This window comes from Streptomyces sp. NPDC050423 (assembly GCF_040655445.1).
GTDB lineage: Bacteria > Actinomycetota > Actinomycetes > Streptomycetales > Streptomycetaceae > Streptomyces.
On the sequence record NZ_JBFAJY010000038.1, the window covers coordinates 28,169 to 53,311 of the forward strand.

Below are 25,143 nucleotides of genomic sequence, written 5' to 3' on the forward strand. Positions count from 1 at the left end.
GTCGGGAGGCGTGGCGGGGCTTTCGCCGCACTGCCCGGATGCGGAGTCTGTCGCGCTTTCCGCAGCTCACGGCCGGGGCTCAAGCGTCGAGATCCGAGCGCTCTTTCAGCGGAATGGGTGGAGGGATTGAATACCCACCCACCCTCCCTGCCTTGAGGGTTGACTTTTCGCGATCGACTTGCCACGGACGGTAGTCGCGCTCTAGCGTCAGCCGGGACACGACGGCCCCCGTCGGTGCAGAAACACCTAACGGGGGCCTGACCACTTCGATCGCAAAGGCCCGATCTCATGGCTGTCAGCCAGCTTAGTGCTGCCCCTGTTCCCACGCTCGATCACCCGATGGCCAATGCCGGGTACGGCAAGCGTTCGGCGCCGGGCCAACGGCCCCGTACTGCCTCGGACTTCGTTCATCTGCTTCCCCGCGACGCCGCCATCGCCGCGTACATCGACGGGTTGTGCGACGGTGCCGACATCTCCGTGAAGACCCTGGCCAAGGCGCTCCCGTACGGACAGTGCGCCCTCCGGACCACGCTGAACCGCCTCCAGGAAGCGGGCCACCTGCGCCGGGGCAGCGAGTGCATCGCGACCGAGGAGGCGCTGCTCTGGGTCACGCGGACGTTCTTCTCCCGCACCTGGCGCGACGACGCGTGGTGGGATGCGTTCACCCGGGGCGACGTACCACCGGAGCAGCCCCAACGCCCCACCCGATCCCGCTCGTTCATCCTCCTCGCCGCCCTCGGCCGCACCACCCCCGCACTGAGCCTGTCCCAGGCGGACTGCCTCGCACTGGAACCACAGGTCAGCCAATGGTTCGAGCGCGGCGCCACCGAGCCGGAACTCCTGCACGCCCTGACCGAGGGCCTGCCGACACCCGTCCACCACGCCGCCGCACTCCTCCGCCGACGCCTGCGCGACAAGCTCCCGCCCGTACGCGAAGCCTCCCCCGCCCACCGCGTCGTCCTGCGGACCCTCGAATGCGGCGAGTGCCGCGCCCCCGGCAGCCCGGAAGCCATGCCGGGCGGCCTCTGCGGCACCTGCCGGGGCAACCCCGACCCCGCCCCCACCGCCCTCACCGGCCCCGCAGGCGCCGTACCCGCCCACGGCGTACGCGCCAGGATGAGCGAGGTACGGGCGGGACTCGTCCCCCGCACGGAGCGCAACCACCGGTGATACGGGACACCTCAGGTCCGGGACACCCCCGGTCCGGACATCCCCGCACTCCGGCATTGCGTATATAGGATCATCGCCGTGGACCCACGCTCCCCGGCACGTTTCCCGGCACGCGGCACCGCAAGCACCTCCCGCACGGGCAGGACCGCCGCCCTGCTCCTCGGCCTCGCGCTCCTCGTCCCCGCCTGCACCGGCGGAGGCGGCGTGCACGGCGCCCCCGGTGCCTCCGGGGTGCGCGATCCGTACTTCCCCAAGCTCGGCAACGGCGGCTACGACGTCACGCACTACGACCTCACGCTCGATGTCGGCCAGGACGCGAAGACGCTGCGCGGCACCGCCGGGATCACCGCGCGGGCCACCCAGGACCTCAGCTCCTTCAACCTCGACCTGGCCGGGCTGACCGTGGAGTCGGCCACCGTGGAGGGGCGTCCCGCCGCCGTCAGTCGGGCGGGTGACGAGCTGACGCTGCGTCCGGACATCAAGGTCCAGGACCGCCTTCGCCGGGGCCGGACCTTCCGCACGGTCGTGCGCTACTCCGGCTCCCCGAAGACGATCACGGACCCGGACGACTCCGAGGAGGGCTGGCTGCCAACCGCCGACGGGGCGGTGGCGCTGGGTGAGCCGACCGGTGCGATGGCCTGGTTCCCGGGCAACAACCACCCGAGCGACAAGGCGACCTACGATCTGGCGGTCACCGTGCCCAAGGGGCTGACGGCGGTCTCCAACGGGGTGCTCGCCGGTCCGCCCAGGACGGCCGGTGACCGCACCACGTTCCGCTGGCACACCGCCGAACCGATGGCGAGCTATCTCGCGACGCTGGCCGTCGGCCGGTTCGAGACGAAGACGTCGACCATGGCGGGCGGCATCACGGTGTTCACCGCGGTGGACCCGGTGTCGGCGAAGGCGAGTGCGCGGACGGTGGCCCGGGTTCCCGAGGTGGTGGAGTGGGAGGCCGCGCACTTCGGCCCGTACCCGTTCTCCGCCACGGGCGCGATCGTCGAGCGCAAGGGGGACGCCGGGTACGCGCTGGAGACGCAGAACCGGCCGTTCTTCCACGGGCCGCCGACCATCGGGCTGGTCGTCCACGAGATGGCGCACCAGTGGTTCGGTGACTCGGTCACGCCCGCGAGCTGGCAGGACATGTGGCTCAACGAGGGTCTGGCGACCTACGCGGAGTGGCTGTGGGAGGAGGAGAAGGAGGACACCCCGGCCCAGGACTCGTTCGACGACGCCTACGAGAACGACAACAACTGGGCCTTCCCGCCCGCCGATCCGCCGACCGCCGCCAACATCTCGGACCCGCCGGTGTACGGGCGCGGGGCCATGGTGGTCCACAAGATCCGCGGGGTGGTGGACGACGACGAGCGGTTCTTCGCGCTGCTCAAGGGCTGGACGAAGGCCCACCGGCACGGCAACGCCACGACGGCGGACTTCACCGCCTATGTCGAGAAGGCGACCGGTCAGGACCTGACGGATCTCTGGAAGGCCTGGCTGTACGGCGGGAGCCGGCCCGCCGCGGACGGCTGACCGGCTCCCGGAGCAACGCGTGGGGTGTTACTTCACGTTGACACCGCTCCAGGCGGCGTCGACCTGGGCCAGCTCGGCGCTGTCCGCCCCGTACAGGTCGGTCGCCGCCTTCTCGGTCGCCGTGCGGGCGTCCGCGTAGTCGGTGGACGAGGTCATGTACTCGGAGAGGGCCTTGTACCAGATCTGGATGGCCTTGTCCCGGCCGATGCCGGTGACGGTGGAGCCGTCGGAGGTCGGGGAGTCGTAGTCGACGCCGTTGATGGTCTTCGCGCCGCTGCCCTCGGCCAGCAGGTAGAAGAAGTGGTTGGCGACGCCGGACGAGTAGTGCACGTCCAGGCCACCGACGCTGCTGTCCCAGTAGTCGGCCGAGCCGCCGTCCTTGCTGGGCTCGTCCATGTAGCGCAGCGGGCTGCCGTCGCCGTTGATGTCGATCTTCTCGCCGATGAGGTAGTCGCCGACGTCGGTGGCGTTGTCGGCGAAGAACTCCACCGCGGTGCCGAAGATGTCGCTGGTCGCCTCGTTGAGGCCGCCGGACTCACCGACGTAGTCGAGGTTGGCGGTCGACGCGGTCAGCCCGTGGCTCATCTCGTGGCCGGCGACGTCGAGGCCGGTGAGGGCGCTCTTGTTGTCGGCGCCGTCGCCGTACGTCATGCAGAAGCAGCTGTCGTCCCAGAACGCGTTGACGTACGCGTCGCCGTAGTGGACCCGGGAGTACGCGGCCTTGCCGTCGCCCGCGATGCCGTCGCGGCCGAGCGCCGACTTGTAGAAGTCCCAGGTCTGCGCGGCGCCGTAGTGGGCGTCGACCGCGGCGGTCTGGCGGTCGTTGCCGGTGCCGTCGCCCCAGGTGTTGTCGTCGTCGGTGACCAGGTCGCCCTTGCCGCTCTCGCCCTGGTTCAGGTCGTACGTCGTGTGGCCGCCGCGGTCGCCGTCGGTCAGCTCGAAGCCGGAGCCGGAGGCGGTGGTGGACAGGTCGACCTTGCCGCTGTACTGGCTGTTGCCGATGCCGGCCGTCTCGATGGCCTCGTAGCTGTGCAGCGTCTTGCCGGTGGTGGCGTCCGTGATGATGTGGCGGCGGCTCGGCGTGCCGTCCTTCTGTACTCCGGTCTTCACGGACTCGAGGGCGAGGACGGGCTTGCCGCTGCCCGCCCAGATCACCTTGCGGGCACTCGCCGCCGTCTTGATCTTCGCCGTCGTGGACGGCACGGATATCTTGGCGCCGGTCGCCTTGGTGACGCTCTTGAGCTTGCCGTTGCTCGCGGTGTGGGTGACGAGGTCGCCGCCGATGACGGGCAGTCCGGCGTAGGTGCGCTCGTAGCGGGTGTGGACCGTGCCCTTGGCGTCCTTGATCACGTCACGGACGATCAGCTTCTCCTTGCCGCCGAGCTTGAGCGAGGCGGCGGTCGAGGAGACGTCGGTCTGGGCCGACTTGATGGCCGCCGTGCGCGCCGAGGCGCTGCTGAAGGCGGGCGAGGAGGCGCTGGGAGAGGCGGAGGAACCGTCGTTGGGGGCGGCCGGCCTGGCGTTCGCCGTACCGGTCTGCACTCCGACGACGACCATCGCGGCCACGGCGGCCAGGGCTGCGGCGCGACGGGTGTTCATGTGGGGGGTCATGGGTTCTCCGTTGCTCGTTCCGTGGGGGGTTACGAGCGGAGAGCGTGCCACCGAATGAGCGAAATTGACGGTGTACTAACAATTACCTCACATTTCTTTGACCAGTTCTTGTCCGACTGGGATGCGTCTGTGTCCGCTATCCGGCGGACTTCCGTCACTTGCGCAACATCGCGTGTCGTTCGTCCCGTTGAGGGCGTTCGGTGGTACGCGGACACGCGGGAGCCCCCGGCCGCAGGACGATCGGCCGGGGGCTCCGGTGAAGCGGGTGGACCGGAGCGTCAGAGAGTGACGCCGAAGTCCTGGGCGATGCCGCGCAGGCCGGAGGCGTAGCCCTGGCCGACGGCACGGAACTTCCACTCGGCACCGTTGCGGTACAGCTCGCCGAAGACCATGGCGGTCTCGGTGGCGGCGTCCTCGCTCAGGTCGTAGCGGGCGATCTCGGCGCCGCCGGCCTGGTTGAGGATGCGGATGTAGGCGTTCCGCACCTGGCCGAAGTTCTGGCTGCGGGTCTCGGCGTCGTAGATCGACACCGGGAAGACGATCTTGTCGATGTCGGCCGGCAGGCCTGCCAGGTTGACGTTGATCTGCTCGTCGTCGCCCTCGCCCTCGCCCGTGACGTTGTCACCGGTGTGCACGATGGTCTGGTCCGGCGTCGCCTTGTTGTTGAAGAAGACGAAGTGACCGTCGGAGAAGACCTTCCCGGCGGTGTTGACCGCGATCGCGGAGGCGTCGAGGTCGAAGTCCGTGCCGGTGGTGGTCCGGACGTCCCAGCCGAGGCCGACCGTGACGGCGGTGAGGCCGGGGGCCTCCTTGGTGAGGGAGACGTTGCCGCCCTTGGACAGGCTTACTGCCATGGGAAGTCCCTTTCATCTGTCGTGTGCGCGGGCTCCGTGTCGTCACGAAGCTACCGTCACACTCCATAACGCGAGCAGGGGACCGGGAGGTTCCTTCCCTCTTTACTTTCTTTACCGAACTGACGGCCGTCGTGGCCGGGGCGTGGCTGAAGGGCACGGCTAAAGAAGGTGACGAACACCCGGTGGGCCGGGGAACATGGGTGTCATGTCCGGGCCCTATGTCATCCGCGGTGCGGTCTCCCTGCCGGAGGCCGAGCTCATGTGGCGTTTCTCGCGGTCCTCAGGGCCAGGCGGGCAACACGTCAACACCAGCGACTCCCAGGTGGAGCTGCGCTTCGACCTCGCGGCGACCGAGTCGCTGCCCGAGGTGTGGAAGGAGCGCGCGCTGGAACGGCTGGCGAACCGGCTGGTCAACGGCGTGGTGTCGGTACGGTCCTCGGAGCACCGCTCGCAGTGGCGCAACCGCGAGACGGCGGCCGAACGGCTCACCGCCCTGCTGGCCGAGGCCACGGCGCCGCCCCCCAAGCCGCGCCGCAAGCGCAAGATCCCGCGCGGCATCAACGAGCGCAGGCTGCGCGAGAAGAAGCAGCGCGGCGACACCAAGCGCGGACGCTCGGGCCGCGACTGGTGAACCGGCCCGCCGCCCGCACCGAACCTGGTCGCCGCCGGCCCAGCGCCCCCGTCAGCCCAGCTGCCGGTAGCGCCCGCGGAAGTACGCCAGCGGGCTGCCGTCCCCGCTCGGCAGTTGCGCGCCGAGCACCCGTCCGATCACCAGCGTGTGGTCACCCGCCACGATGCGCTGTTCCGTGCGGCATTCCAGGGTGGCGAGCGCGCCGCCGGCCAGCGGGGCTCCGGTGATCTCCCCGCGTACATAGGGGATGTCCTCGAACAGCAGCCGGTCGCTGATCCGGCCCTTCATGGCGAACCGTCCGGCGATGTGCCGCTGGCTCTCCGCCAGGACCGAGACGGCCCACAGCGGCTGTTCCGCCAGCAGGTCGTCCATCCGTGAGTCGTTGCGCAGGCTCACCATGACCAGCGGCGGGTCCAGCGAGACCGACATGAACGCGGTCGCGGTCATGCCGACGTCCTCGCCGCGCCCGTGCTCGTCGAGCGGCGGCTCCTGCGCGGTGATCAGCACCACACCGGCGGCCAGTCGGGCGAGGGCGCCTCGGAACTCGTCGTTGCTCACCCCCTCAGCATGGGGGATGGGCCGGGAACGCGGGGAGGGGGGCTTCGTCTGCAGCACACCGGGCACGCTAGCCGTGCGCGGGGCGTCGGCGCATCGGGCCAGGGGACCAGCCGGGTCCTAGGACCTGTCGTGGGGCCGGGCCGGAATCCTTTACCATCTGTTGTGACTTGGCTCACAGAGCGCGATATTTGTTGACCCTGTGTACCGGGTGCACAGCTCACTGTGATTCAGTGGCCGTGACACTGCAGTAAGTACGTCAAGTACGCCGATATGAAACCTGGAGTGCTGTCGAGGTCTCGGGGAGTGCGAGCGATGGAGGCCGAGTCGGAGCCGTACGTCCGTCTTGCGACGATGCGGCAGCTGCACCAGGCCGTGGCCGATCTCAACACGGCGCGGAGCCTGGCCGACACACTGCAGACCGTGGCCGACGGAATCGTCGCCGGTCTCGGCTACGAGCTTGCCTGCGTCAACCTCGTCCGTCCCGACGGCGATCTCGTGGTCGCCGCCTTCGCGGGCAACAACGCCGCCGAGGCACTGATCACCGGCCGCGTCGGCTCCCGCACCTCCTGGGAGCGCCGGCTCGTCATGGGTGAGCCGTGGGACGAGCTCCGTTTCATACCGCACACCGACGGCTGGGTCCTCCTCGACGACGACGTCCCGCAGTGGCACACCGAGGGCCCCGAGCCCCGCTTCGAGGACGAGTGGCACCCGCAGGACCGGCTCTACGCCCCGATGTACGCCTCGGGCGGCGGCCTCGACCTCCTCGGCGTCATATCCGTCGACCGCCCCCGCAACGGCCGCCGCCCCGGCGCCTGGGGCCGCGAGGCCCTCCAGATGTACGCGTCCCAGGCGGCCATCGCCATCAGCAACGCCAGGCTCCGGGCCAACATGCAGCGCGCCCTGGTCCGCCTGGAGCGGGAGCAGCAGGCGCTGCGGGCCAGTGAGGAATCCTTCCGCCAGGCCTTCGAGTACGCCCCCAGCGGCATGGCCGTCGCGGAGATGGGCGGCGACCAGCACGGCCGGCTGCTGCGCACCAACGACGCCCTGTGCCGGCTGCTCGGCCGCCCCGCCTCGGTGCTGCGCCGCTACTCCTTCGCCGACCTGGTCCACCCCGAGGACATCGGCACCCTGCTCCGTACCTCCGCCGAGGGCGGCCGTGCCGAACTGCGGCTGGGCCGCCGGGACGGCACCTACCTCTGGGTCTCGCTGCGCAACTCCGTCGTCGCGGACACCGCGGACGGGCCGCGCTTCCTGCTCACCCATGTCGAGGACATAGAGGAGCGCAAGCGCCACGAGCTGAACCTCGCGCACCGCGCCTCGCACGACGCGCTCACCGGTCTGCCCAACAGCGCGGAGCTGCGCTCCCGGCTCAGCGCCCGGCTCTGCGAGCGCCCGAACGCGGTGGCGTCCACGGACGTGCAGGCGCTGGACGCGGCGTACGGCGACGTGGACGAGGCCCGCGTGCACGGCTTCCCCGTCGACGGCTTCGACGCGGGGGCGGGCGTCGGCCCGTACGACCACCATGTGCATTCCGTCGCACCCGACACCGGGAAGGACGACGGGGCGAAGGGGCTCGCGGTCCTCTTCTGCGACCTGGACGGCTTCAAGTCGATCAACGACCGCTTCGGCCACCACACGGGTGACGTGGTTCTCATCGAGGTCGCCCGCCGGCTCACCATCTGTGTCCGCGACGGTGACACCGTCGCCCGGCTCGGGGGTGACGAATTCGTCGTTCTCGCGGACGGGCTGGGGTCCGCAGACGCCGCGGACCTGGCCGTACGCCTGCGTAACGCCATCATTCCGCCCATTCGGGTCGACGGCCGGGCGGTGCGCGTCGGGGCCAGTTTCGGCATCGGCTGGGCCGCCTGCGGCATGACCGCGGAGGAAGTGCTGCGCTCCGCCGACCAGCGGATGTACGTCGAGAAGCGGTCCCGCTCGAAGGTTCACCGCAGGGCCGGCTGACGTTCGCCGGGGCGTTGTGCGCGTACCCCGCCCCGGTCCCCGCCGCATCTTCGGCAATTCTTGGGCTGGTCCGTTCGGGGTAGGCTCGGCCGGTCGGCGTGGGCTGACGGTATACGGCGAGTGGCCGACGACATGGTGAGGAGTGACCCAGGGATGGCCGGGAACAACGGCGCGAGCACACCCGAGGACGACGACCCGTTCGGCTACCTCTACGAGGACGGGCAGGCGGCCGGCGCACAGCCGCCGGGTCAGGGCGGCTACGGCTACCCGGGTCCCGCCGCGCAGCCCGGTGTGCCGCGGACCTCGTACAACCAGGTGCGGACCGTCGGGGAGCGCCAGTACGGGCAGCAGGTGCCGCAGCAGGGGGCCTACGGCTACCCGCCGCAGGGGCAGAACGCCCAGTACGGACAGCCCCAGGGCCAGTACGGGCAGCCGAACGCGCAGTACGCGGCCCCGGAGACGTACCCCGGTGCCCCCACCTCGCAGGTGCCGCACCAGGGCGGCCGAGGCAACGGCGACCCCGGCAAGGGCGGTCCCAACACCAAGGGCCTGCTGATCGGCGCGGTCGCGGTCGTCGCGGTCGTGCTCATCGGCATCGGCGCCGCGCTGATGACGGGCGACGGCGACAAGAACAAGAAGAAGGACGACGCGACGTCCTCCTCGTCGGGCGCGGCCGGCCAGGTCGAGGAGTCGCCGAAGCCGCAGCAGTCCGAGACTTCCGAGGCTCCTCCGGAGCTCCCGAAGCAGGACGCGGTGTCGCTCAAGCTCGGCGGCACGGCGGCCGTGGAGAAGAGCGTCAAGGGCGCCGAGGGACCCGGCGGCGCCTATGTTTCCGGTTTCAACGCAGTCGGATCCTCCGTGACGTGGCAGGCCGAGATGGAGAAGGCCGGTGCGTACCGTCTGACGGTGCGCTACGCGATCCCCGGCAAGGATGCCAACGCAACGTTGACGGTCAATGGGAAGCCGAACTCGCAGCCGATCGGGCTCAAGGACTTCGTCCATTCCTCGGACCCGAACTGGGAGAAGAATTGGCAGACCACCTGGGCGCCCGTCGACCTGGTCAAGGGTGAGAACGAGATCGGTATTTCTTGCCAGGATGGCAATCAGTGCGACGTGATCCTGGATTGGCTGGAAGTCACCCCTGCGAAGGGTTAGCCCATTGCGGGTGAACCGTTTGTGGCCTCTCCTGGGTCCGAATCCGGGAGAGGCCACATCTTGGTGCCCTCGCCGCAGCCGGTGCTGATGTGCCAGAGCACATTTCTGGTCGACTTGCCGAATCTATGTCGATTCATCGCGACCGGGAAATGCTCTGGTTGGGCGGGTAGGGCCTCCTGTCCGGTGATCTCGGCACAGGTGTCACCTACCCTCGCTATACATATGGCTGATTCTCTGAAACCGGCCGACCCACGACCAAGTAGACCGCGAACGGCACCTCGCCGGCCGCAGCTGAAACGCTGTTCGGCGCACGCAGCGCCCTGCGTGGTGCTGTCAGCCCATCAGGGCCAGGAAGCCGGCGACCGTCGCGGCCATCGCCTCGCGGCCCGGGGCGATGTACTTGCGCGGGTCGACGCCCGTGGTGTTCTCGGCCAGGTAGGACCGTACGGCCCCGGTGAACGCGGTGTTCAGCGCCGTGCCCACGTTGATCTTGACCATGCCGGAGGCGGCGACGGCCTGGCGGATCTCGTCGTCCGGGACACCGCTGGAGCCGTGCAGCACCAGCGGGACGGGGACGGAGTCGCGCAGCCGGCCGATCAGCTCGTGGTCCAGGGCGGCGGTGCGCTCGGTCATGGCGTGCGAGGAGCCCACCGCGACGGCCAGCGCGTCGACACCGGTCGCGGCGACGTACGCGGCGGCCTCCGCCGGGTCGGTGCGGACTCCGGGGGCGTGGGCGTCGAGGGGGGCCTCGCCCTCCTTGCCGCCGACCTTGCCGAGCTCGGCCTCGATCCAGATGCCGCGCTCGTGGCCCCAGGCGACGGCTTCCGCGGTGGCCCGCACGTTCTCGGCGTAGCTCAGCTTGGAGGCGTCGAACATGACGGAGCCGAAGCCCTCGTCGTGCGCCTGGTGCAGCAGCTCCACGGACTCGACGTGGTCGAGGTGGAGGGCGAGCGGGACGGCGGAGGTGCGGGCGACGGCGGCGGCGGCCGCCGCGATGGCGGAGAGCCGGCCGCCGTGGAACTTCACGGCGTTCTCGGAGATCTGGAGGATGGCGGGGGCCCCGGCCCGCTCTGCGCCGGTGGCGATGGCCTCCGCGTGTTCCAGGGTGATGACGTTGAAGGCGGCGATCCCGCGTCCCTGGGCCTGGGCGGCGGAGACGAGTTCACCGGTACTGACGAGCGGCATGCTGACCTCTGTTGCTTCGTCGGACCCGCGGGGGCCCGGTGGGGGTGCGGCGCTCAGGCCGCTCCGGGTGTGTGTTCCTCGATGGCGACGCGCGGCAGCAGCTCCTCGTAGGCCGCGCGGTCGAAGTCACCGGCGGTGGGGGCCAGCACGGTCGCCGTCGACAGTGCCACCGCCCGTCGCAGCCGGTCCGGCCAGCTCAGGCCCTCGACGAGGCCGGACAGCAGTCCGGCCACCGCGGAGTCGCCCGCCCCGGTCGGGTTGCCCTTCACGGGGGCCGGCGGGGACGCCTGCCAGCTGCCGTCGGGGGTGACCGCCAGCATGCCGTCCGGGCCCAGTGAGGCGATCACCGCGTGCGCACCGCGGCGGCGGGCGTCTCGGGTGGCGCGCAGGGGTTCGCGGGAGCCGGTGAGCTGGGCGAGCTCGTCGGCGTTCGGCTTGACGATGTCGGGGCGGGCGGCGATGCCGCGGCGCAGCGGTTCGCCGCTGGTGTCCAGGAGCACCGGGACGCCCGCGGCACGGGCCGGCCGGACCAGTTCGGCGTAGGCGCCGACGTGGATGCCGGGGGGCAGGCTGCCGCAGAGGGCGACCGCGTCGGCGCCGGTGAGCAGCTCCTCGTACGAGCGGAGGAAGGCGGTCCACTCGGCGGCGGTGATGTGGGGGCCGGGTTCGTTGAACTGGGTGGTGTCGCCGGTGGCCCGGTCCGCGACGGCCAGGGTGCGGCGGGTGTCGCCGGCCACCGGGACGAGTGCGTCGGTGAGGCTCCCGGCGCCGGGCGGGAGGGCCGCGAGCAGGTCCCGCAGGACGGAGCCGGTGGCGCCCCCGGCGAAGCCGGTGACGACGCTGTCGTGGCCGAGGGCGGTGAGTACCCGGGCGACGTTGATGCCCTTGCCGCCGGGGCGTTCGGAGAGTTCGGTGACCCGGTGGCTGGAGTGCGGGACGAGAGCGGTAACGCCGTACGTCAGGTCGAGTGCCGTGTTCAGCGTGACCGTGAGGATCACCTCGGCCGCCACCTCGATCCGTGCTGAGCGCGGATCCCTTGGCAGAACGCGCTTTCCCCGACAGTTTCGCGGACGATCATGCCAAAGAGCCGGCGGCCGACCCAGGCCGCGGGTGCAACCGCCGTCTCTTCGTTACGTATCCGCTCGTCAGGCATCCGCCCCGCCGCACTCACACTGCCGCGGGCACCGGCTGGGTGACCCACTCGCCCTTGCGCATGACGCCCTTGAGCGTGAAATCGGCGTCCAGGATCACCAGGTCGGCGTCCTTGCCCGGTTCCAGCGAGCCGACCCGGTCGTACACGCCGAGCAGACGGGCCGGGTTGGCGGAGATGGACTGCACCACGTCGCCGACCGGGATGCGGTCGATGGTGACGGCCCGGTGGAAGGCGGTGTCCAGGGTGAGCGTGGAGCCGGCGATGGAACCGCCCTCGACGAGCCGGGCGACACCGTCCTTGACCTCGACGGCGAGCGGGCCCAGCTGGTACTGCCCGTCGCCGAAGCCGGCCGCGTCCATGGCGTCGGTGATCAGGGCGACGCGGTGGGCGCCCGCGTGGTGGTAGGCCAGCTGGAGGGCGGCCGGGTGCAGATGGGTGCCGTCGTTGATCAGCTCGACCGTGATCCGCTCGTCCTCCAGGAGGGCGGTGATCGGGCCGGGCGCGCGGTGGCCCAGGGGCGGCATGGCGTTGAAGAGGTGCGTGGCGACGGTGGCGCCCGCGTCGATCGCCTCGACGGTCTGCTCGTACGTGGCGTCCGTGTGCCCGATCGCGGCGATGACGCCGTGTTCGGCGAGCAGCCGTACGGACTCGATGCCGCCGGGCAGTTCGGTGGCGAGCGTGAACATCTTCGCGGTGCCGCGGGCGGCGTCCATCAGTTTGCGGACCTCGGCCGGGTCCGGGTGGCGCAGCAGGCCCTCGCTGTGCGCGCCCTTGCGGCACGGCGAGATGAAGGGGCCCTCGAAGTGGATGCCGGCCAGGTCGCCCTGTTCGACCAGTTCGGAGAGGATGCCGGCCCGTTCGGCGAGGAAGTCCATCTCGCCGGTGACGGTGGAGGCGACCAGGGTGGTGGTGCCGTGCTCGCGGTGGGTGCGGACGCCGGTGAGGACGTCGTCCACGGTGCCGGAGGTGAAGGAGGCGCCGCCTCCGCCGTGGTTGTGCATGTCCACGAAGCCGGGGACGACCCAGTGGCCGGACAGGTCGACGGTCCGGGCGCCCTCCGCCGGACCGCCGGCGATGCGGGTGCCCTCGATGGTCACCCGGCCGTTCTCGACGGTGCCGGTGGGGAGTACCACCCGGGCACCTGCGAGAACTGTGCTGTCTGCGCGTCCGGCCATCAGGCGGATACCTCCGTGGAGAGAAGATCCCAGGCGAGCAGCCCTGCGCCCAGGCATCCGGCGGTGTCCCCGAGGGCCGCCGGGACGATGTGGGGCAGCTTCTGGAACGTGACGCGTTCCTCGACGGCCGCACGGAGTGGTGTGAACAAGGTTTCTCCCGCCTCGGCGAGACCGCCACCGATGATCAGCGTGCGGGGGTCGAGCAGGGTGAGTGCGGTGACCAGTCCGGCGGCGAGGGCGTCGACGGCGTTCAGCCAGACCGCCACGGCCTTCGGGTCGCCCGACTCCACGGCCTTGGCGCAGTCCGCGGCGTCGGCCTTCGGGTCGCCGGATGCGGCGGCCCAGGCCCGGCTGACGGCGGCCGCGGAGGCCAGCGTCTCCAGACAGCCGCGCTGGCCGCAGCTGCAGTCCGGGCCGTCCGGCCGGATCACGATGTGGCCGATCTCGCCCGCGGAGCCGTGGGCGCCGGCCTCGATGGTGCCCGCGATCCCGATGGCCCCGGCGATCCCGGTGCCCAGGGGGATGAACACGAAGCGGTCCGCGCCCCGGCCCGCCCCGATCCGGCCTTCGGCGAGTCCGCCGGTCCTGACGTCGTGGCCGAGGGCGACGGGGACGCCGCCGAGCCGTTCGCCGAGCAGCCGGCGCATGGGGACGTCGCTCCAGCCCAGGTTGGCCGAGTAGAGCGCGATCCCGTTCGCGGCGTCGACGATGCCGGGCACGGCGACACCGGCCGCGACGGCGCTCTCGCCGAAGTGCTCCTCGCCGTACGCGCGCAGATCCGCCGCGAAGGCGAGGATCGACTCCACGACGGCGTCGGGGCCGCGCTCTCTTCCGGTCGCGCGCCGTGCCTCGTAGAGCAGGGCGCCGTCGGCCCCGACCAGTGCGGCCTTCATTCCAGTGCCGCCCACATCGAGGGCGATGACGTGTTTCACGGGAAACAGTTTCGCCCGACGAACCCCAAAAGGTCTAGTCCACTATCGCTGTTTGTTGCGCATCCATACAAAATCGGGTCCGCAATCGGGCGCAACGCGCCGACAACGCGCCCCGCGAGCCCTCAGCCCGGCAGGATCACGCTGCGCGACAGATTGCGCGGGTGGTCCGGGTCGTACCCCTTCGACTCCGCGAGCGTCACCGCGAGCCGCTGGGCCCGGATCAGGTCGGCCATCGGGTCGGCGGTGGCGTGCGCCACCAGCGTTCCGCCGACCCGCGCGACCTCGCCCGCGAGGCCCTCGGGCAGTGCGCCGAACACCCACGCCACCCGGTTCGGTCCGGTGATCGCGATCGGGCCGTGGCGGTACTCCATCGCGGGGTACGACTCCGTCCAGGCGCCCGCCGCCTCGCGCATCTTCAGCCCGGCCTCCTGCGCCAGGCCGTAGGTCCAGCCGCGCCCCAGGAACGTCCACTGCTCGGCCGAGACCACCGCCTCGTCCAGCGGCTCGGTCACCGCCAGTTCCGCGTCGACGGCCGCCTCGGTGACCGTCTTCACGCCCGCCGGGAGCGGGCCGGCGGCTTCGAGCCCGGCCCGCAGGAAGGCGAGCGCGGTGGTGGCGAACCGGGTCTGCACGACGGACTCCTCGTCGGCCCAGTCCAGTACCGCCACCGTGTCGGCGGCGTCCATCACCGGCGTCTTCGGGTCGGCGGTCAGCGCGACGGTGGGGGTCCTGCCGCGCAGTTCGCCCAGCAGTGCCAGCACCTCGCTGGTGGTGCCGGAGCGGGTGATCGCCACGACCCGGTCGTAGGACCGCCCGGCCGGGAACTCCGACGAGGCGTACGCGTCCGTCTCGCCCTGTCCGGCCGCCTCGCGCAGGGCCGCGTAGGCGATGGCCATGAACCAGGAGGTTCCGCACCCGGTGACGGCGACCCGCTCGCCCGGACGCGGCAGCCCCTCGGCCACCGCGCCCGCCTCGGCGGCGCGCCGCCAGCAGCTGGGCTGGGTGGCAATTTCTGTTGCGGTACGGGACATGCGGTACGGCTCCTTGCGGTGTGGGCGGTCGTGGGCGGTAGTGGGGCGATTCGGGGCGGCACGGCGGCACCGCACGGGTGCGGGTATAAAGGTCCGGACTATTAAGGGCCTTGTGTCCGGCCGTGGTTGACCGAGACCTACTTAGCAGTCGCTCCGCGTTCCGTGCAACGCTGCCGCGTTGCCGAAGCGATACCGGAGTGGTGTAGACCTCATCGGACGAGGTGGGGCAAAATCGCAGCTCATCCGGAGTGCCTCACGCAGAGGTGGACGCCACGGATGGCGCGACCGACGAGGACGGACTGGGCTGTGCAGCGGCGTTACTTGGGACTGACGGCGGCTGTCGCCGCTCTGGGGATGACGGCAACGCTGTCGGGCTGCGGCGGCGACGGCGGGGGCGACGTCACACTGAAGCTCGTCGCGGCCGATTACGGCACCGGCGAGGCGAACAAGTCCGACAAGTACTGGGACGGCGTCGCCAGGAGCTTCGAGGCGTCCCACCCCGGCATCAAGGTCGAGGTGACCGTCCTCCCGTGGACGGACATCGACCGCGAGGTCGCGGAGATGGTGAAGGACGGAAAGGCCCCCGACATCGCGCAGATCGGCGCGTACGCGGACTATGCCAAGGCCGGGAAGCTCTACTCCGCCGACCAGATGCTCAGCGTCCGCACCCAGGCGAACTTCCTGCCGGTCCTCGCGGACGCGGGCCGGGTCAGCCAGATCCAGTACGGGCTGCCGTTCGTGGCCAGCACCCGGCTGCTCTTCTACAACAAGAAGCTCTTCAGCCAGTCGGGTCTCGACGCCCCGAAGACCTGGAGCGACATCGCCGGCGACGCTGCCGCGCTCAAGCAGCACGGCGTGAAGTACCCGTTCGCGCTGCCGCTGGGCCAGGAGGAGTCCCAGGCCGAGACGCTGATGTGGCTGCTCAGCGGCGGTGGCGGCTACACCGATGACGTCGGCTCGTACAACATCGACTCGGCCGAGAACATCAAGACGTTCGAGTGGCTGAAGTCGAACCTCGTCGACAAGGGGCTCGTCGGCCCCGTCGCCCCCGGCGACCTCAACCGGGCGAAGGCCTTCGCGGCGTTCACCAGCGGTGACGTCGGCATGCTCAACGGCCATCCGACGCTGATGCAGGAGGCCAAGAAGCGGGGCGTCGACCTCGGCATGGTGCCGCTGCCCGCCGTCTCCGGGCCCACCACCAGCTCGATGGGCGTGGCCGACTGGATCATGGGCTTCAAGCAGAACGAGCACCGGATCGAGATGGGCAAGTTCTTCGACTTCATGTTCAGCGACAAGAACGTCATCGACTTCGCGGACACGTACGACATGCTGCCGGTCACCGACAGCGCCTCGGCCGCGATGGAGAGCGACCCCAAGTACAAGCCGCTGTACAAGTTCCTGGACGCGCTGCCGAACGCGCAGTTCTACCCGTTCGGCAAGACGTCCTGGGCCCAGGCCAGCGAGTCGATCAAGAAGAACATCGGCGAGGCGGTCGAGCCGGGCGCGAACCCCGAGAGCGTGCTGGGGCGCATAGCGCAGGAGTCCGCGTCGGCGGAGAGCGCGGAGTAGCGGTCCGCGGGCCGCGCCATATATTGGCTGATATGACCGCCCCTCCTCCGAACGGCCCCGACGAGCCCGCCGCCCCGCCCCCCGGACTCTCCGACCGGGACCGGGCGGTGCTGGCGGTCGAGCGGCAGTCGTGGGCGGGTCCCGGGGCCAAGGAGCGGGAGATCAGGGAACGGCTCGGCATCTCCCCGACCCGCTACTACCAGCTGCTGAACGCGCTGCTCGACGACCGGCGCGCCCTGGAGGCCGACCCGGTCACGGTGAACCGGCTCCGACGCGTGCGAGCGGCCCGCCGAGACCGCCGCTGAGCCCCGGTGTGCGGCGACGGGTCATACCGGGGGCTCCGCCCCCGAGCCCCCGCGCCTCAAACGCCGGCGAGGCTGGATGGTGCCGGTCGCCCGCCATCCGGCCTCTTTCAGGGCCGTTCCAGCCCTCCGGCGGCCATATCCAGCCTCTCCGGCGTTTGAGGAGCGGGGTTCGGGGCGGAGCCCCGGGTGCGCGGCGACGGGTCATACCGGGGGCTCCGCCCCCGAGCCCCCGCGCCTCAAACGCCGGCGGGGCTGGATGGTGCCGGTCGCCATCCGGCCTTTTTCAGGGCCGTTCCAGCCCCTCCGGCGGCCATATCCAGCCTCTCCGGCGTTTGAGGAGCGGGGTTCGGGGCGGAGCCCCGGGTGTGCGGCGACGGGCTTTACCGGGGGCTCCGCCCCCGGACCCCCGCGCCTCAAACGCCGGCGAGGCTGGATGGTGGGCTGGATGGTGCCGGTCGCCTCAAGGCGCGGGGTTCGGGGCGGAGCCCCGGTCGGGCCGTACGGGGCCCCGGTCAGGCCGCACCGGCTATAGGCTCGGACGCATGGGCAGCCACCCGCACACCCCGCCCCTGCCGACACCTACGACCCCCGCCGGACAGGAGGGCCTCGCAGCCCTCCTCGCCCGCCCCGACCGCGCCGTCGTCGCGCTCGATTTCGACGGGACCCTCGCCGACATCGTCCCGGACCCCGAACAGGCCCGCGCGCACCCCGGCACCGTAGAGGCGCTCGCCGCACTCGCCCCCCAGGTCGCGTCGATCGCCGTGATCACCGGCCGCCCGGCCGGCGTCGCGGTCCGCCACGGCGGCTTCGCCGGGGTCGCGGGCCTTGACCACCTCGTCGTCCTCGGCCACTACGGCGCCGAACGCTGGGACGCCGTCTCCGGCACCGTCCGCGCCCCCGCCCCGCACCCCGGAGTCGCTGCCGTGCGGGCCGAACTCCCGGGCGTACTGGACAGGTTCGACTCCTGGCGCGGTACCTGGATAGAGGAGAAGGGGCAGGCGCTCGCCGTCCACACCCGCCGCGCCGAGGACCCGCAGGCCGCGTTCGAGGCCCTGCGCGGACCCCTCGGCGAGCTCGCCGCCCGGCACGGGCTGATCGTCGAACCGGGCCGCCTGGTGCTGGAGTTGCGCCCCTCGGGCATGGACAAGGGCGTCGCCCTGACGCAGTACGTGCGTGAGACGGGAGCCGAGTCCGTGCTGTACGCGGGCGACGACCTGGGCGACCTGGCCGCCTACGCCGCCGTGGAGAAGCTCCGCGCCGAGGGCCCCGACGGCACCCCCGGCCTGCTGATCTGCAGCGGCGAGGCGGAGGTGCCCGAACTGGCCCAGCGCGCCGACCTGTTGCTGCCGGGGCCGGGAGCCGTCGTCGAATTCCTGTCAGTCCTGGCGCAGCGCCTCTAGCTGGTCCAGGAACCACTGCTGCGGCGGCAGCGCGGTGGCCGCCGCGGCCAGCCGCTCCGTGCGCGCCGCGCGCTCGCCGTCCTCCATCGTCAGCGCCTCGTGCAGCGCGTCGGCGGTGGCCGACACGTCGTACGGGTTCACCGTGATCGCGTCGTCGCCCAGCTCCTCGTACGCCCCCGCCTCCCGCGACAGCACCAGCGCGCAGCCGTGGTCGGAGACGACGGGGACCTCCTTGGCGACCAGGTTCATCCCGTCCCGGATGGGGTTGACGAGCGCCACGTCGGCCAGCCGGTACGCCGCGAGGGAGCGCGCGAAGTCGTCCTTGACGTGGAGCACGACCGGGGTCCAGTCCGCCGTGCCGTGCGCCGCGTTGATGTCGTCGGCGACCCGCTGAACCTCGGCCGTGTACTCCCGGTACACCGCGAGGTCCTGCCGCGAGGGGTAGGCGAACGCGATGTGGACGACCCGGCCGCGCCATTCGGGCCGCTCGTCGAGCAGGGCGCGGTAGGCGAGCATCCCGCGGACGATGTTCTTGGACAGCTCCGTACGGTCCACCCGCACGATCGTCTTCCGGCCGGGGCCCACCTGTTCGCGCAGCGCCGCCATCCGCTCGTCCACGTCGGCCTCGTGCGCGCGGCGGCGCAGGAAGTCCGCGTCGGCGCCGAGCCCGTGCACGCCGATGCGGGTACGGCCGGTGCCGCCCAGGATCTCCGTGCAGCAGCCGATGAAGGCGTCCGCCCAGCGGCGGGTCAGGAAGGCCGCCCGGTCGGCGCCGAGGATGCCGCGCAGTACCTGTTCGGCGATGTCGTCGGGCAGCATCCGGAAGTAGTCGACGGGCGCCCACGGGGTGTGGGAGAAGTGGCCGATCCGCAGGTCGGGGCGGAGTTCGCGGAGCATTCCGGGCACCAGCACCAGGTGGTAGTCCTGCACCAGGACCGCCGCGCCCTCGCCCGCCTCCTCGGCGAGCGCCTCCGCGAAGGCCCGGTTGTAGGCCTCGAAGGACGCCCACTGCCGGCGGAACTCCGCGTCGAAGACGGGTTCCAGGGGGGTCTGGTAGAGCAGGTGGTGGACGAACCAGAGCACCGAGTTCGCGATCCCGTTGTACGCGTCGGCGTGCACGTCCGCGTCGATGTCGAGCATCCGTACGCCCGGCTCGCCGACCCCGCGGCGCACCGCCTCGCGGTCGCCGTCACCGAGTGCGGCGCAGACCCACATCTTGTCGTCCACCGCGCTCAGCCCGGAGACGAGTCCGCCCCCGCCCCGTTTCGCGTCGAGTGAGCCGTCCTCGCGGAGCGCGTACGAGACCGGACCTCGGTTGGACGCGACGAGTACCTGGGCGGCGGCGGGCTGAGGGACGTGCTCGGAGACCATGCTGCGGAACCTAGCCCGATCCCGAACCGTCCAAACGTGCGTGCGGCGGTGCTCCGGTCACGCCGCGCGGCGCGAGACGTACTCCTCGATCTCGCGCATCGGCGGCCGCTCCTCGGTGTCCACCGGGTACGTGTGCGGGACGAAACCGTGCTCGCCGCGCTCGAACTGGGTCAGCGCTGGGCGGACCAGATGCCCCCGGGAGAGCCGTAGCTGAGCGGTCCGGTAGATGGCCGCCGCCATCCGGCCGAGCGCCTGGCCGTCCTGGTGGCGGTGCTTCCTGACGCCGACGTCGACCTGGCCGAGCGCGTCCAGGCCGACCGTGTGCAGGGCGTCGACGAGCAGCCCCAGCTCCACTCCGTAACCGACCGGGAACGGCAGCTGTTCGAGCAGGGAGCGGCGTACGGCGTACTCGCCGCCCAGCGGCTGGACGAAGCCGGCCAGCCGCGGCCAGTGCAGATTGAGCAGCGGCCGTGCCACCAACTCGGTGACCCGCCCGCCCTGGCCTGCGGTGTCCCCGAGGGGACGGTCGTACATCGCCTTGACGAACTGCACCGAGGGGTCGGTCAGCAGCGGGCCGACGATGCCGGAGACGAAGTCGGCCGAGAAGTCCTTCAGGTCCGCGTCGATGAAGCAGACGATGTCACCGCTGGTCACCAGGAGTGACCGCCAGAGCACCTCGCCCTTGCCGGGGACGGCCGGGACCCGGGGCAGGATCGCGTCCCGGTGGATCACCCGGGCGCCCGCCCGGCGGGCGACCTCGGCGGTGGCGTCCGTGGAGCCGGAGTCGATCACCACGAGTTCGTCGACCAGCCGGACCTTCTCCATGAGCTCGCGCCGGATCACCCGGACGATGTCCCCGACCGTCGCCGCCTCGTTGAGCGCGGGCAGGACGACACTCACGCTCCCGCGGCGCGGGTCGCCGTCCCTGGCGGCCAGGAGCTGCTCCAGCGGGCGGTCGGCGGAGGACCAGGAACGCCTGGTCAGCCAGCCTTCGACCTCTTCCAGCACGGTCGATACTCCCTGTATGTGATCCATCTCGCGGTTCGGACGACTATCTCAACAGTCCGGTGCTTCGGTTACAGTCTTGAACAACGCAGATGGCCGTGGCATGCCGGGGTCCATCCGCTGATAAACGCCTGGATCCATGGTCCAGTGCCACAGCGCTCATCCAGAGGGACAGAGGGAACGGCCCGTTGAAGTCCCGGCAACCATCCAACCGACCGCGAGGTCAGGTGGGGAAGGTGCCAATTCCGTCTTGTGGCGAAATGCGTCACGAGGAAGATGAGGAGAAAGGGCCTCGCCATCATGGCTGTTCAGACTGTTGCAGCAAACACCGAATCCTCCGTTGACCTTGGTCCCGCCGCGGCACTTTCCTGCCGCGAGTGCGGAGAGCGATTCGAGCTCGGTCCCCTTTTCGCCTGTGCGACCTGTTTCGGGCCGCTCGAAGTGGCGTACGACCTGCCGAGCGGCTCCCCGGACGAGCTGAAGAAGCGCATCGAGGCCGGCCCCGACAACATCTGGCGTTACGCGCCGCTGCTGCCGGTCCCCGCCGATGTCGCGGACAAGCCCAACCTCAACCCCGGCTTCACCAAGCTGGTCAAGGCCGACAACCTCGCCCGCGAGCTGGGCGTCACCGGCGGCCTGTACGTCAAGGACGACTCCGGCAACCCGACGCACTCCTTCAAGGACCGAGTCGTCGCGATCGCCGTCGAGGCCGCGCGCGCCTTCGGTTTCACCACGCTCTCCTGCTCCTCCACCGGCAACCTCGCCGGTGCGGTGGGCGCCGCCGCCGCCCGCGCCGGCCTGCGGTCCTGTGTGTTCATCCCGCACGACCTGGAGCAGGGCAAGGTCGTCATGGCCGCGGTGTACGGCGGTGAGCTGGTCGGCATCGAGGGCAACTACGACGACGTCAACCGCTTCTGCTCGGAGCTCATCGGCGACCCGCTCGGCGAGGGCTGGGGCTTCGTCAACGTCAACCTCCGGCCGTACTACGGCGAGGGCTCCAAGACGCTCGCGTACGAGATCTGCGAGCAGCTCGGCTGGCGGCTGCCCGACCAGATCGTCATCCCGATCGCGTCCGGCTCGCAGCTCACGAAGATCGACAAGGGTCTCCAGGAGCTGATCAGGCTCGGTCTGGTCGAGGACAAGCCGTACCGGATCTTCGGCGCCCAGGCCGAGGGCTGTTCCCCGGTCTCCACCGCCTTCAAGGCGGGTCACGACGTCGTGCGGCCGCAGAAGCCGAACACGATCGCCAAGTCCCTGGCGATCGGCAACCCGGCCGACGGCCCGTACGTCCTGGACATCGCCCGCCGTACCGGCGGCGCCGTCGAGGACGTCAACGACGAGCAGGTCGTCGACGCGATCAAGCTGCTGGCGCGCACCGAGGGCATCTTCGCCGAGACCGCGGGCGGGGTGACGGTCGGCGTGACGAAGAAGCTGATCGAGGCCGGTCTGCTCGACCCGTCGCTCACCACCGTCGTCCTGAACACCGGTGACGGCCTCAAGACGCTGGACGCGGTGGCCGCCACCTCGCAGGCGACGGCGACGATCCGCCCGAGTCTGGACGCCTTCCGCGCCGCCGGCCTCGGCACCGGCTGAGGGACTGCCGGTGCCGGCTGACAGGCCGTCGGCACCAGCTGAGGGGCTGCCGCAGCCTCCGACCATCCGTGACTCCAGGAAGGGCACCCACCATGAGCGTCAAGGTCCGTATCCCCACCATCCTCCGCACCTACACGGGCGGCCAGGCCGAGGTCCCGGCCGAGGGCGCGACCCTCTCCCAGGTCATCGAGTCCCTGGAGAAGAACCACCCGGGCATCGCCGCCCGTGTCCTGGACGACCAGGGCAAGCTCCGCCGCTTCGTGAACGTGTACGTCAACGACGACGACGTGCGCTTCGAGGGCGGCCTGGAAGCGGTCACCCCGGACGGCGCGGGCGTCTCGATCATCCCGGCCGTCGCCGGCGGCTGCTGACCCCCGGGACCCGAGCGGTCCCGTTCCACCGCGTCACCGGAATCGCCCCCTCCGCGACAGAAGCGGAGGGGGCAATTCTGTATGGTTGAGCGCGGTAGAGTGTGGGAAGTCCCCTCTGCTGCCCGTGCCCCCCGCATATGTGAATGCGCCCGGCCACGACAAGATGCAGCCAAAGTAACTGAACTTCTTGCGCCATAAGTGGCCTTTGCCTGGCCCGACTTGCCCTGGAATCTCATGAGTTACTCATATTCGGGCGATCGGTGCTGCCCAGAATTCTCGTCCGATTGACCTGTTGCAGAGGGCAGTTGGGCAGATACATTCGGCCGCGGTCGACGCGTTCCGGCGCACGCACCCTCTCCTGTCGGAGGGTGAGTTCTGACCCGGGCCCGCGAAGTGCGGTCCTGTGCAAGGGCCAGTAATAGGGGAGTTAGGCATGGCTCAGGGCACCGTCAAGTGGTTCAACGCGGAGAAGGGGTACGGCTTCATCGCGGTCGACGGTGGTGCGGATGTTTTCGTCCACTACAGCGCGATCCAGATGGACGGATACCGCACCCTCGAAGAGGGTCAGCGAGTTGAATTCGAAATCTCGCAGGGCCAGAAGGGGCCGCAGGCGGACATGGTCAAGCTCGCTGTCGGCTGAGCTCGGCACGGTCGGCCAACGACACTACTCACGCACGGAGGGCCTGTACCCCAAGGGGTGCAGGCCCTCCGTGCGTCCGGCAGCCCCTTCGCGCGCGCTGCCCGGTTGTCCACACTCCGGAGGGGGACGCTTGCACTCTCGGGGGTCGAGTGCTAATCATTGGGCTTAGCACTCTCCGGGTGAGAGTGACAGAAACTTGGACCGGGCCGGTGAGGCCCGCAGGTCTGTCGGGGCAAGGAACCGGCAGGCGGCAGGCCGTCCGTCGCGGGCGCCACTCGGTCCGGAGAATCCACCCCTGTCCGGGAGGACCACTTCATATGGCCAAGATCATCGCGTTCGACGAGGAGGCCCGGCGCGGTCTTGAGCGCGGCATGAACCAGCTCGCCGACGCCGTCAAGGTCACCCTCGGCCCCAAGGGCCGCAACGTCGTCCTTGAGAAGAAGTGGGGCGCCCCCACGATCACCAACGATGGTGTTTCCATCGCCAAGGAGATCGAGCTGGAGGACCCGTACGAGAAGATCGGTGCGGAGCTGGTCAAGGAGGTCGCCAAGAAGACGGACGACGTCGCCGGCGACGGTACGACCACCGCCACCGTTCTCGCTCAGGCGCTCGTCCGCGAGGGCCTTCGCAACGTGGCCGCGGGTGCGAACCCGATGGCTCTCAAGCGGGGCATCGAGAAGGCCGTCGAGGCCGTCTCCGCCGCCCTCCTGGAGCAGGCCAAGGACGTGGAGACCAAGGAGCAGATCGCTTCGACCGCCTCCATCTCCGCCGCCGACACCCAGATCGGCGAGCTCATCGCCGAGGCCATGGACAAGGTCGGCAAGGAAGGCGTCATCACCGTCGAGGAGTCCCAGACCTTCGGGCTGGAGCTTGAGCTCACCGAGGGTATGCGCTTCGACAAGGGCTACATCTCGGCGTACTTCGCCACGGACATGGAGCGCATGGAGTCGTCCCTGGACGACCCGTACATCCTGATCGTGAACTCGAAGATCAGCAACGTGAAGGACCTCCTTCCGCTGCTGGAGAAGGTCATGCAGTCCGGCAAGCCGCTGCTGATCATCGCCGAGGACGTCGAGGGCGAGGCCCTGTCGACCCTGGTCGTCAACAAGATCCGTGGCACCTTCAAGTCCGTCGCCGTCAAGGCTCCGGGCTTCGGTGACCGCCGCAAGGCCATGCTCGGCGACATCGCCATCCTCACCGGTGGCACCGTCATCTCCGAGGAGGTCGGCCTCAAGCTGGAGAACGCCGGTCTCGACCTGCTCGGCCGTGCCCGCAAGGTCGTCATCACCAAGGACGAGACGACGATCGTCGACGGCTCCGGTGACAGCGACCAGGTTCAGGGTCGCGTCAACCAGATCCGTGCCGAGATCGAGAACTCCGACTCGGACTACGACCGCGAGAAGCTCCAGGAGCGCCTCGCGAAGCTGGCCGGCGGCGTGGCCGTCATCAAGGCCGGTGCCGCGACCGAGGTCGAGCTCAAGGAGCGCAAGCACCGCATCGAGGACGCGGTGCGCAACGCCAAGGCCGCCGTCGAGGAGGGCATCGTCGCCGGTGGTGGCGTGGCTCTGCTCCAGGCCTCGGCCGTCTTCGAGAAGCTGGAGCTCTCGGGTGACGAGGCGACCGGCGCCAACGCCGTCAAGCTGGCGCTGGAGGCCCCGCTCAAGCAGATCGCCGTCAACGGTGGTCTTGAGGGTGGAGTCGTCGTCGAGAAGGTGCGCAACCTGCCGATCGGTCACGGCCTCAACGCCGCGACCGGCGAGTACGTCGACATGATCGCCGAGGGCATCATCGACCCGGCGAAGGTCACGCGCTCCGCTCTGCAGAACGCCGCGTCCATCGCCGCGCTCTTCCTCACCACCGAGGCCGTCATCGCCGACAAGCCGGAGAAGGCCTCCGCGGCCGCTCCGGGCGGCATGCCGGGCGGTGACATGGACTTCTGATCCTG

Annotated in this window: 22 protein-coding genes and 1 riboswitch; of the genes, 12 read left to right on the forward strand and 10 right to left on the reverse strand. The window is 70.4% G+C overall.

What is annotated here, in order from left to right:
- Positions 1–339: 339 nt before the first annotated feature.
- The gene (locus AB0I52_RS25345; RefSeq protein ID WP_363076209.1) at positions 340–1,170 is read left to right on the forward strand and encodes a hypothetical protein; all 831 of its coding nucleotides are present in this window, start codon (positions 340–342) and stop codon (positions 1,168–1,170) included.
- A gap of 153 nt (positions 1,171–1,323) precedes the next feature.
- Complete coding sequence (locus AB0I52_RS25350) at positions 1,324–2,697, forward strand: M1 family metallopeptidase (protein ID WP_363076295.1); 1,374 nt, start codon at positions 1,324–1,326, stop codon at positions 2,695–2,697.
- 27 nt (positions 2,698–2,724) lie between these two features.
- On the opposite strand, the gene AB0I52_RS25355 is transcribed toward AB0I52_RS25350, so the two are convergent.
- Positions 2,725–4,308 carry a M4 family metallopeptidase gene (locus AB0I52_RS25355; RefSeq protein ID WP_363076211.1) on the reverse strand — a complete coding sequence of 528 codons (1,584 nt, stop codon included), beginning with the start codon at positions 4,306–4,308 and terminating at the stop codon, positions 2,725–2,727.
- A 278-nt stretch (positions 4,309–4,586) separates the two neighbouring features.
- Positions 4,587–5,162 carry a TerD family protein gene (locus tag AB0I52_RS25360; RefSeq protein ID WP_207318258.1) on the reverse strand — a complete coding sequence of 192 codons (576 nt, stop codon included), beginning with the start codon at positions 5,160–5,162 and terminating at the stop codon, positions 4,587–4,589.
- Positions 5,163–5,358: 196 nt separating this feature from the next.
- Between AB0I52_RS25360 and arfB the strand changes: the two genes are divergently transcribed.
- Positions 5,359–5,793 (forward strand): alternative ribosome rescue aminoacyl-tRNA hydrolase ArfB, encoded by a 435-nt coding sequence (gene arfB, locus AB0I52_RS25365; RefSeq protein ID WP_363076213.1) that lies wholly within the window; start codon positions 5,359–5,361, stop codon positions 5,791–5,793.
- A 51-nt stretch (positions 5,794–5,844) separates the two neighbouring features.
- Here arfB and AB0I52_RS25370 read toward each other — a convergent pair whose 3' ends face one another.
- A complete protein-coding gene (locus AB0I52_RS25370) occupies positions 5,845–6,351 on the reverse strand; it encodes a flavin reductase family protein (RefSeq protein ID WP_363076215.1) in 507 nt (168 codons plus the stop codon).
- A gap of 312 nt (positions 6,352–6,663) precedes the next feature.
- Here AB0I52_RS25370 and cdgB point away from each other — a divergent pair, with 312 nt between their 5' ends.
- Positions 6,664–8,313 carry a diguanylate cyclase CdgB gene (gene cdgB, locus AB0I52_RS25375; protein ID WP_363076217.1) on the forward strand — a complete coding sequence of 550 codons (1,650 nt, stop codon included), beginning with the start codon at positions 6,664–6,666 and terminating at the stop codon, positions 8,311–8,313.
- 153 nt (positions 8,314–8,466) lie between these two features.
- Positions 8,467–9,468, forward strand: a complete 1,002-nt coding sequence (locus AB0I52_RS25380; protein WP_363076219.1) for a CBM35 domain-containing protein — start codon at positions 8,467–8,469, stop codon at positions 9,466–9,468.
- Between the two features lie 333 nt (positions 9,469–9,801).
- On the opposite strand, the gene AB0I52_RS25385 is transcribed toward AB0I52_RS25380, so the two are convergent.
- The 5 genes from AB0I52_RS25385 to AB0I52_RS25405 all read right to left on the reverse strand — a co-directional run bounded on the left by AB0I52_RS25385 (position 9,802) and on the right by AB0I52_RS25405 (position 14,944).
- The gene (locus AB0I52_RS25385) at positions 9,802–10,653 is read right to left on the reverse strand and encodes a class II fructose-bisphosphate aldolase (protein ID WP_363076221.1); all 852 of its coding nucleotides are present in this window, start codon (positions 10,651–10,653) and stop codon (positions 9,802–9,804) included.
- A gap of 53 nt (positions 10,654–10,706) precedes the next feature.
- Positions 10,707–11,651: a 1-phosphofructokinase family hexose kinase gene (locus tag AB0I52_RS25390; RefSeq protein WP_363076297.1), complete on the reverse strand. Its 945-nt coding sequence runs from the start codon at positions 11,649–11,651 to the stop codon at positions 10,707–10,709.
- A 169-nt stretch (positions 11,652–11,820) separates the two neighbouring features.
- A complete protein-coding gene (nagA, locus tag AB0I52_RS25395; protein ID WP_363076223.1) occupies positions 11,821–12,981 on the reverse strand; it encodes an N-acetylglucosamine-6-phosphate deacetylase in 1,161 nt (386 codons plus the stop codon).
- Complete coding sequence (locus tag AB0I52_RS25400; protein ID WP_363076225.1) at positions 12,981–13,913, reverse strand: ROK family protein; 933 nt, start codon at positions 13,911–13,913, stop codon at positions 12,981–12,983. Before AB0I52_RS25400 ends, nagA begins: the two co-directional genes overlap by 1 nt.
- A gap of 122 nt (positions 13,914–14,035) precedes the next feature.
- Complete coding sequence (locus AB0I52_RS25405; protein WP_363076227.1) at positions 14,036–14,944, reverse strand: sugar isomerase; 909 nt, start codon at positions 14,942–14,944, stop codon at positions 14,036–14,038.
- 354 nt (positions 14,945–15,298) lie between these two features.
- Here AB0I52_RS25405 and AB0I52_RS25410 point away from each other — a divergent pair, with 354 nt between their 5' ends.
- The 3 genes from AB0I52_RS25410 to otsB all read left to right on the forward strand — a co-directional run bounded on the left by AB0I52_RS25410 (position 15,299) and on the right by otsB (position 18,218).
- Positions 15,299–16,513, forward strand: a complete 1,215-nt coding sequence (locus AB0I52_RS25410; protein ID WP_363076229.1) for an extracellular solute-binding protein — start codon at positions 15,299–15,301, stop codon at positions 16,511–16,513.
- A 32-nt stretch (positions 16,514–16,545) separates the two neighbouring features.
- The gene (locus tag AB0I52_RS25415) at positions 16,546–16,818 is read left to right on the forward strand and encodes a DUF3263 domain-containing protein (protein WP_363076231.1); all 273 of its coding nucleotides are present in this window, start codon (positions 16,546–16,548) and stop codon (positions 16,816–16,818) included.
- A 542-nt stretch (positions 16,819–17,360) separates the two neighbouring features.
- The gene (gene otsB / locus AB0I52_RS25420) at positions 17,361–18,218 is read left to right on the forward strand and encodes a trehalose-phosphatase (protein WP_363076233.1); all 858 of its coding nucleotides are present in this window, start codon (positions 17,361–17,363) and stop codon (positions 18,216–18,218) included.
- On the opposite strand, the gene AB0I52_RS25425 is transcribed toward otsB, so the two are convergent.
- On the reverse strand, positions 18,195–19,589 hold the full coding sequence (locus tag AB0I52_RS25425; RefSeq protein ID WP_363076235.1) for a trehalose-6-phosphate synthase: 1,395 nt from the start codon (positions 19,587–19,589) through the stop codon (positions 18,195–18,197). The genes otsB and AB0I52_RS25425 overlap by 24 nt on opposite strands.
- A 57-nt stretch (positions 19,590–19,646) precedes the next feature.
- On the reverse strand, positions 19,647–20,597 hold the full coding sequence (locus AB0I52_RS25430; protein WP_363076237.1) for a glucosyl-3-phosphoglycerate synthase: 951 nt from the start codon (positions 20,595–20,597) through the stop codon (positions 19,647–19,649).
- A 153-nt stretch (positions 20,598–20,750) separates the two neighbouring features.
- Positions 20,751–20,877, forward strand: a riboswitch (SAM riboswitch).
- Positions 20,878–20,894: 17 nt separating this feature from the next.
- Here AB0I52_RS25430 and thrC point away from each other — a divergent pair.
- From thrC to groL, 4 genes are all read left to right on the forward strand, one after another.
- The gene (gene thrC / locus AB0I52_RS25435) at positions 20,895–22,187 is read left to right on the forward strand and encodes a threonine synthase (RefSeq protein WP_363076239.1); all 1,293 of its coding nucleotides are present in this window, start codon (positions 20,895–20,897) and stop codon (positions 22,185–22,187) included.
- A gap of 92 nt (positions 22,188–22,279) precedes the next feature.
- Positions 22,280–22,558: a MoaD/ThiS family protein gene (locus AB0I52_RS25440; protein ID WP_362965434.1), complete on the forward strand. Its 279-nt coding sequence runs from the start codon at positions 22,280–22,282 to the stop codon at positions 22,556–22,558.
- Between the two features lie 433 nt (positions 22,559–22,991).
- Positions 22,992–23,198: a cold-shock protein gene (locus AB0I52_RS25445; protein WP_003967346.1), complete on the forward strand. Its 207-nt coding sequence runs from the start codon at positions 22,992–22,994 to the stop codon at positions 23,196–23,198.
- A 317-nt stretch (positions 23,199–23,515) separates the two neighbouring features.
- On the forward strand, positions 23,516–25,138 hold the full coding sequence (gene groL, locus AB0I52_RS25450; RefSeq protein WP_250968409.1) for a chaperonin GroEL: 1,623 nt from the start codon (positions 23,516–23,518) through the stop codon (positions 25,136–25,138).
- Positions 25,139–25,143: the final 5 nt, after the last annotated feature.

Excerpts from the sequence above, each read along its gene's own strand:
- AB0I52_RS25345 (WP_363076209.1), top strand. The coding sequence starts at position 340 with ATGGCCAATGCCGGGTACGGCAAGCGTTCGGCGCCGGGCCAACGGCCC.
- AB0I52_RS25355 (WP_363076211.1), bottom strand. The coding sequence starts at position 4,308 with ATGACCCCCCACATGAACACCCGTCGCGCCGCAGCCCTGGCCGCCGTG.
- AB0I52_RS25360 (WP_207318258.1), bottom strand. The coding sequence starts at position 5,162 with ATGGCAGTAAGCCTGTCCAAGGGCGGCAACGTCTCCCTCACCAAGGAG.
- arfB (WP_363076213.1), top strand. The coding sequence starts at position 5,359 with ATGGGTGTCATGTCCGGGCCCTATGTCATCCGCGGTGCGGTCTCCCTG.
- cdgB (WP_363076217.1), top strand. The coding sequence starts at position 6,664 with ATGGAGGCCGAGTCGGAGCCGTACGTCCGTCTTGCGACGATGCGGCAG.
- AB0I52_RS25380 (WP_363076219.1), top strand. The coding sequence starts at position 8,467 with ATGGCCGGGAACAACGGCGCGAGCACACCCGAGGACGACGACCCGTTC.
- AB0I52_RS25385 (WP_363076221.1), bottom strand. The coding sequence starts at position 10,653 with ATGCCGCTCGTCAGTACCGGTGAACTCGTCTCCGCCGCCCAGGCCCAG.
- nagA (WP_363076223.1), bottom strand. The coding sequence starts at position 12,981 with ATGGCCGGACGCGCAGACAGCACAGTTCTCGCAGGTGCCCGGGTGGTA.
- AB0I52_RS25405 (WP_363076227.1), bottom strand. The coding sequence starts at position 14,944 with ATGTCCCGTACCGCAACAGAAATTGCCACCCAGCCCAGCTGCTGGCGG.
- AB0I52_RS25410 (WP_363076229.1), top strand. The coding sequence starts at position 15,299 with ATGACGGCAACGCTGTCGGGCTGCGGCGGCGACGGCGGGGGCGACGTC.
- AB0I52_RS25415 (WP_363076231.1), top strand. The coding sequence starts at position 16,546 with ATGACCGCCCCTCCTCCGAACGGCCCCGACGAGCCCGCCGCCCCGCCC.
- otsB (WP_363076233.1), top strand. The coding sequence starts at position 17,361 with ATGGGCAGCCACCCGCACACCCCGCCCCTGCCGACACCTACGACCCCC.
- AB0I52_RS25425 (WP_363076235.1), bottom strand. The coding sequence starts at position 19,589 with ATGGTCTCCGAGCACGTCCCTCAGCCCGCCGCCGCCCAGGTACTCGTC.
- thrC (WP_363076239.1), top strand. The coding sequence starts at position 20,895 with ATGGCTGTTCAGACTGTTGCAGCAAACACCGAATCCTCCGTTGACCTT.
- AB0I52_RS25440 (WP_362965434.1), top strand. The coding sequence starts at position 22,280 with ATGAGCGTCAAGGTCCGTATCCCCACCATCCTCCGCACCTACACGGGC.
- AB0I52_RS25445 (WP_003967346.1), top strand. The coding sequence starts at position 22,992 with ATGGCTCAGGGCACCGTCAAGTGGTTCAACGCGGAGAAGGGGTACGGC.
- groL (WP_250968409.1), top strand. The coding sequence starts at position 23,516 with ATGGCCAAGATCATCGCGTTCGACGAGGAGGCCCGGCGCGGTCTTGAG.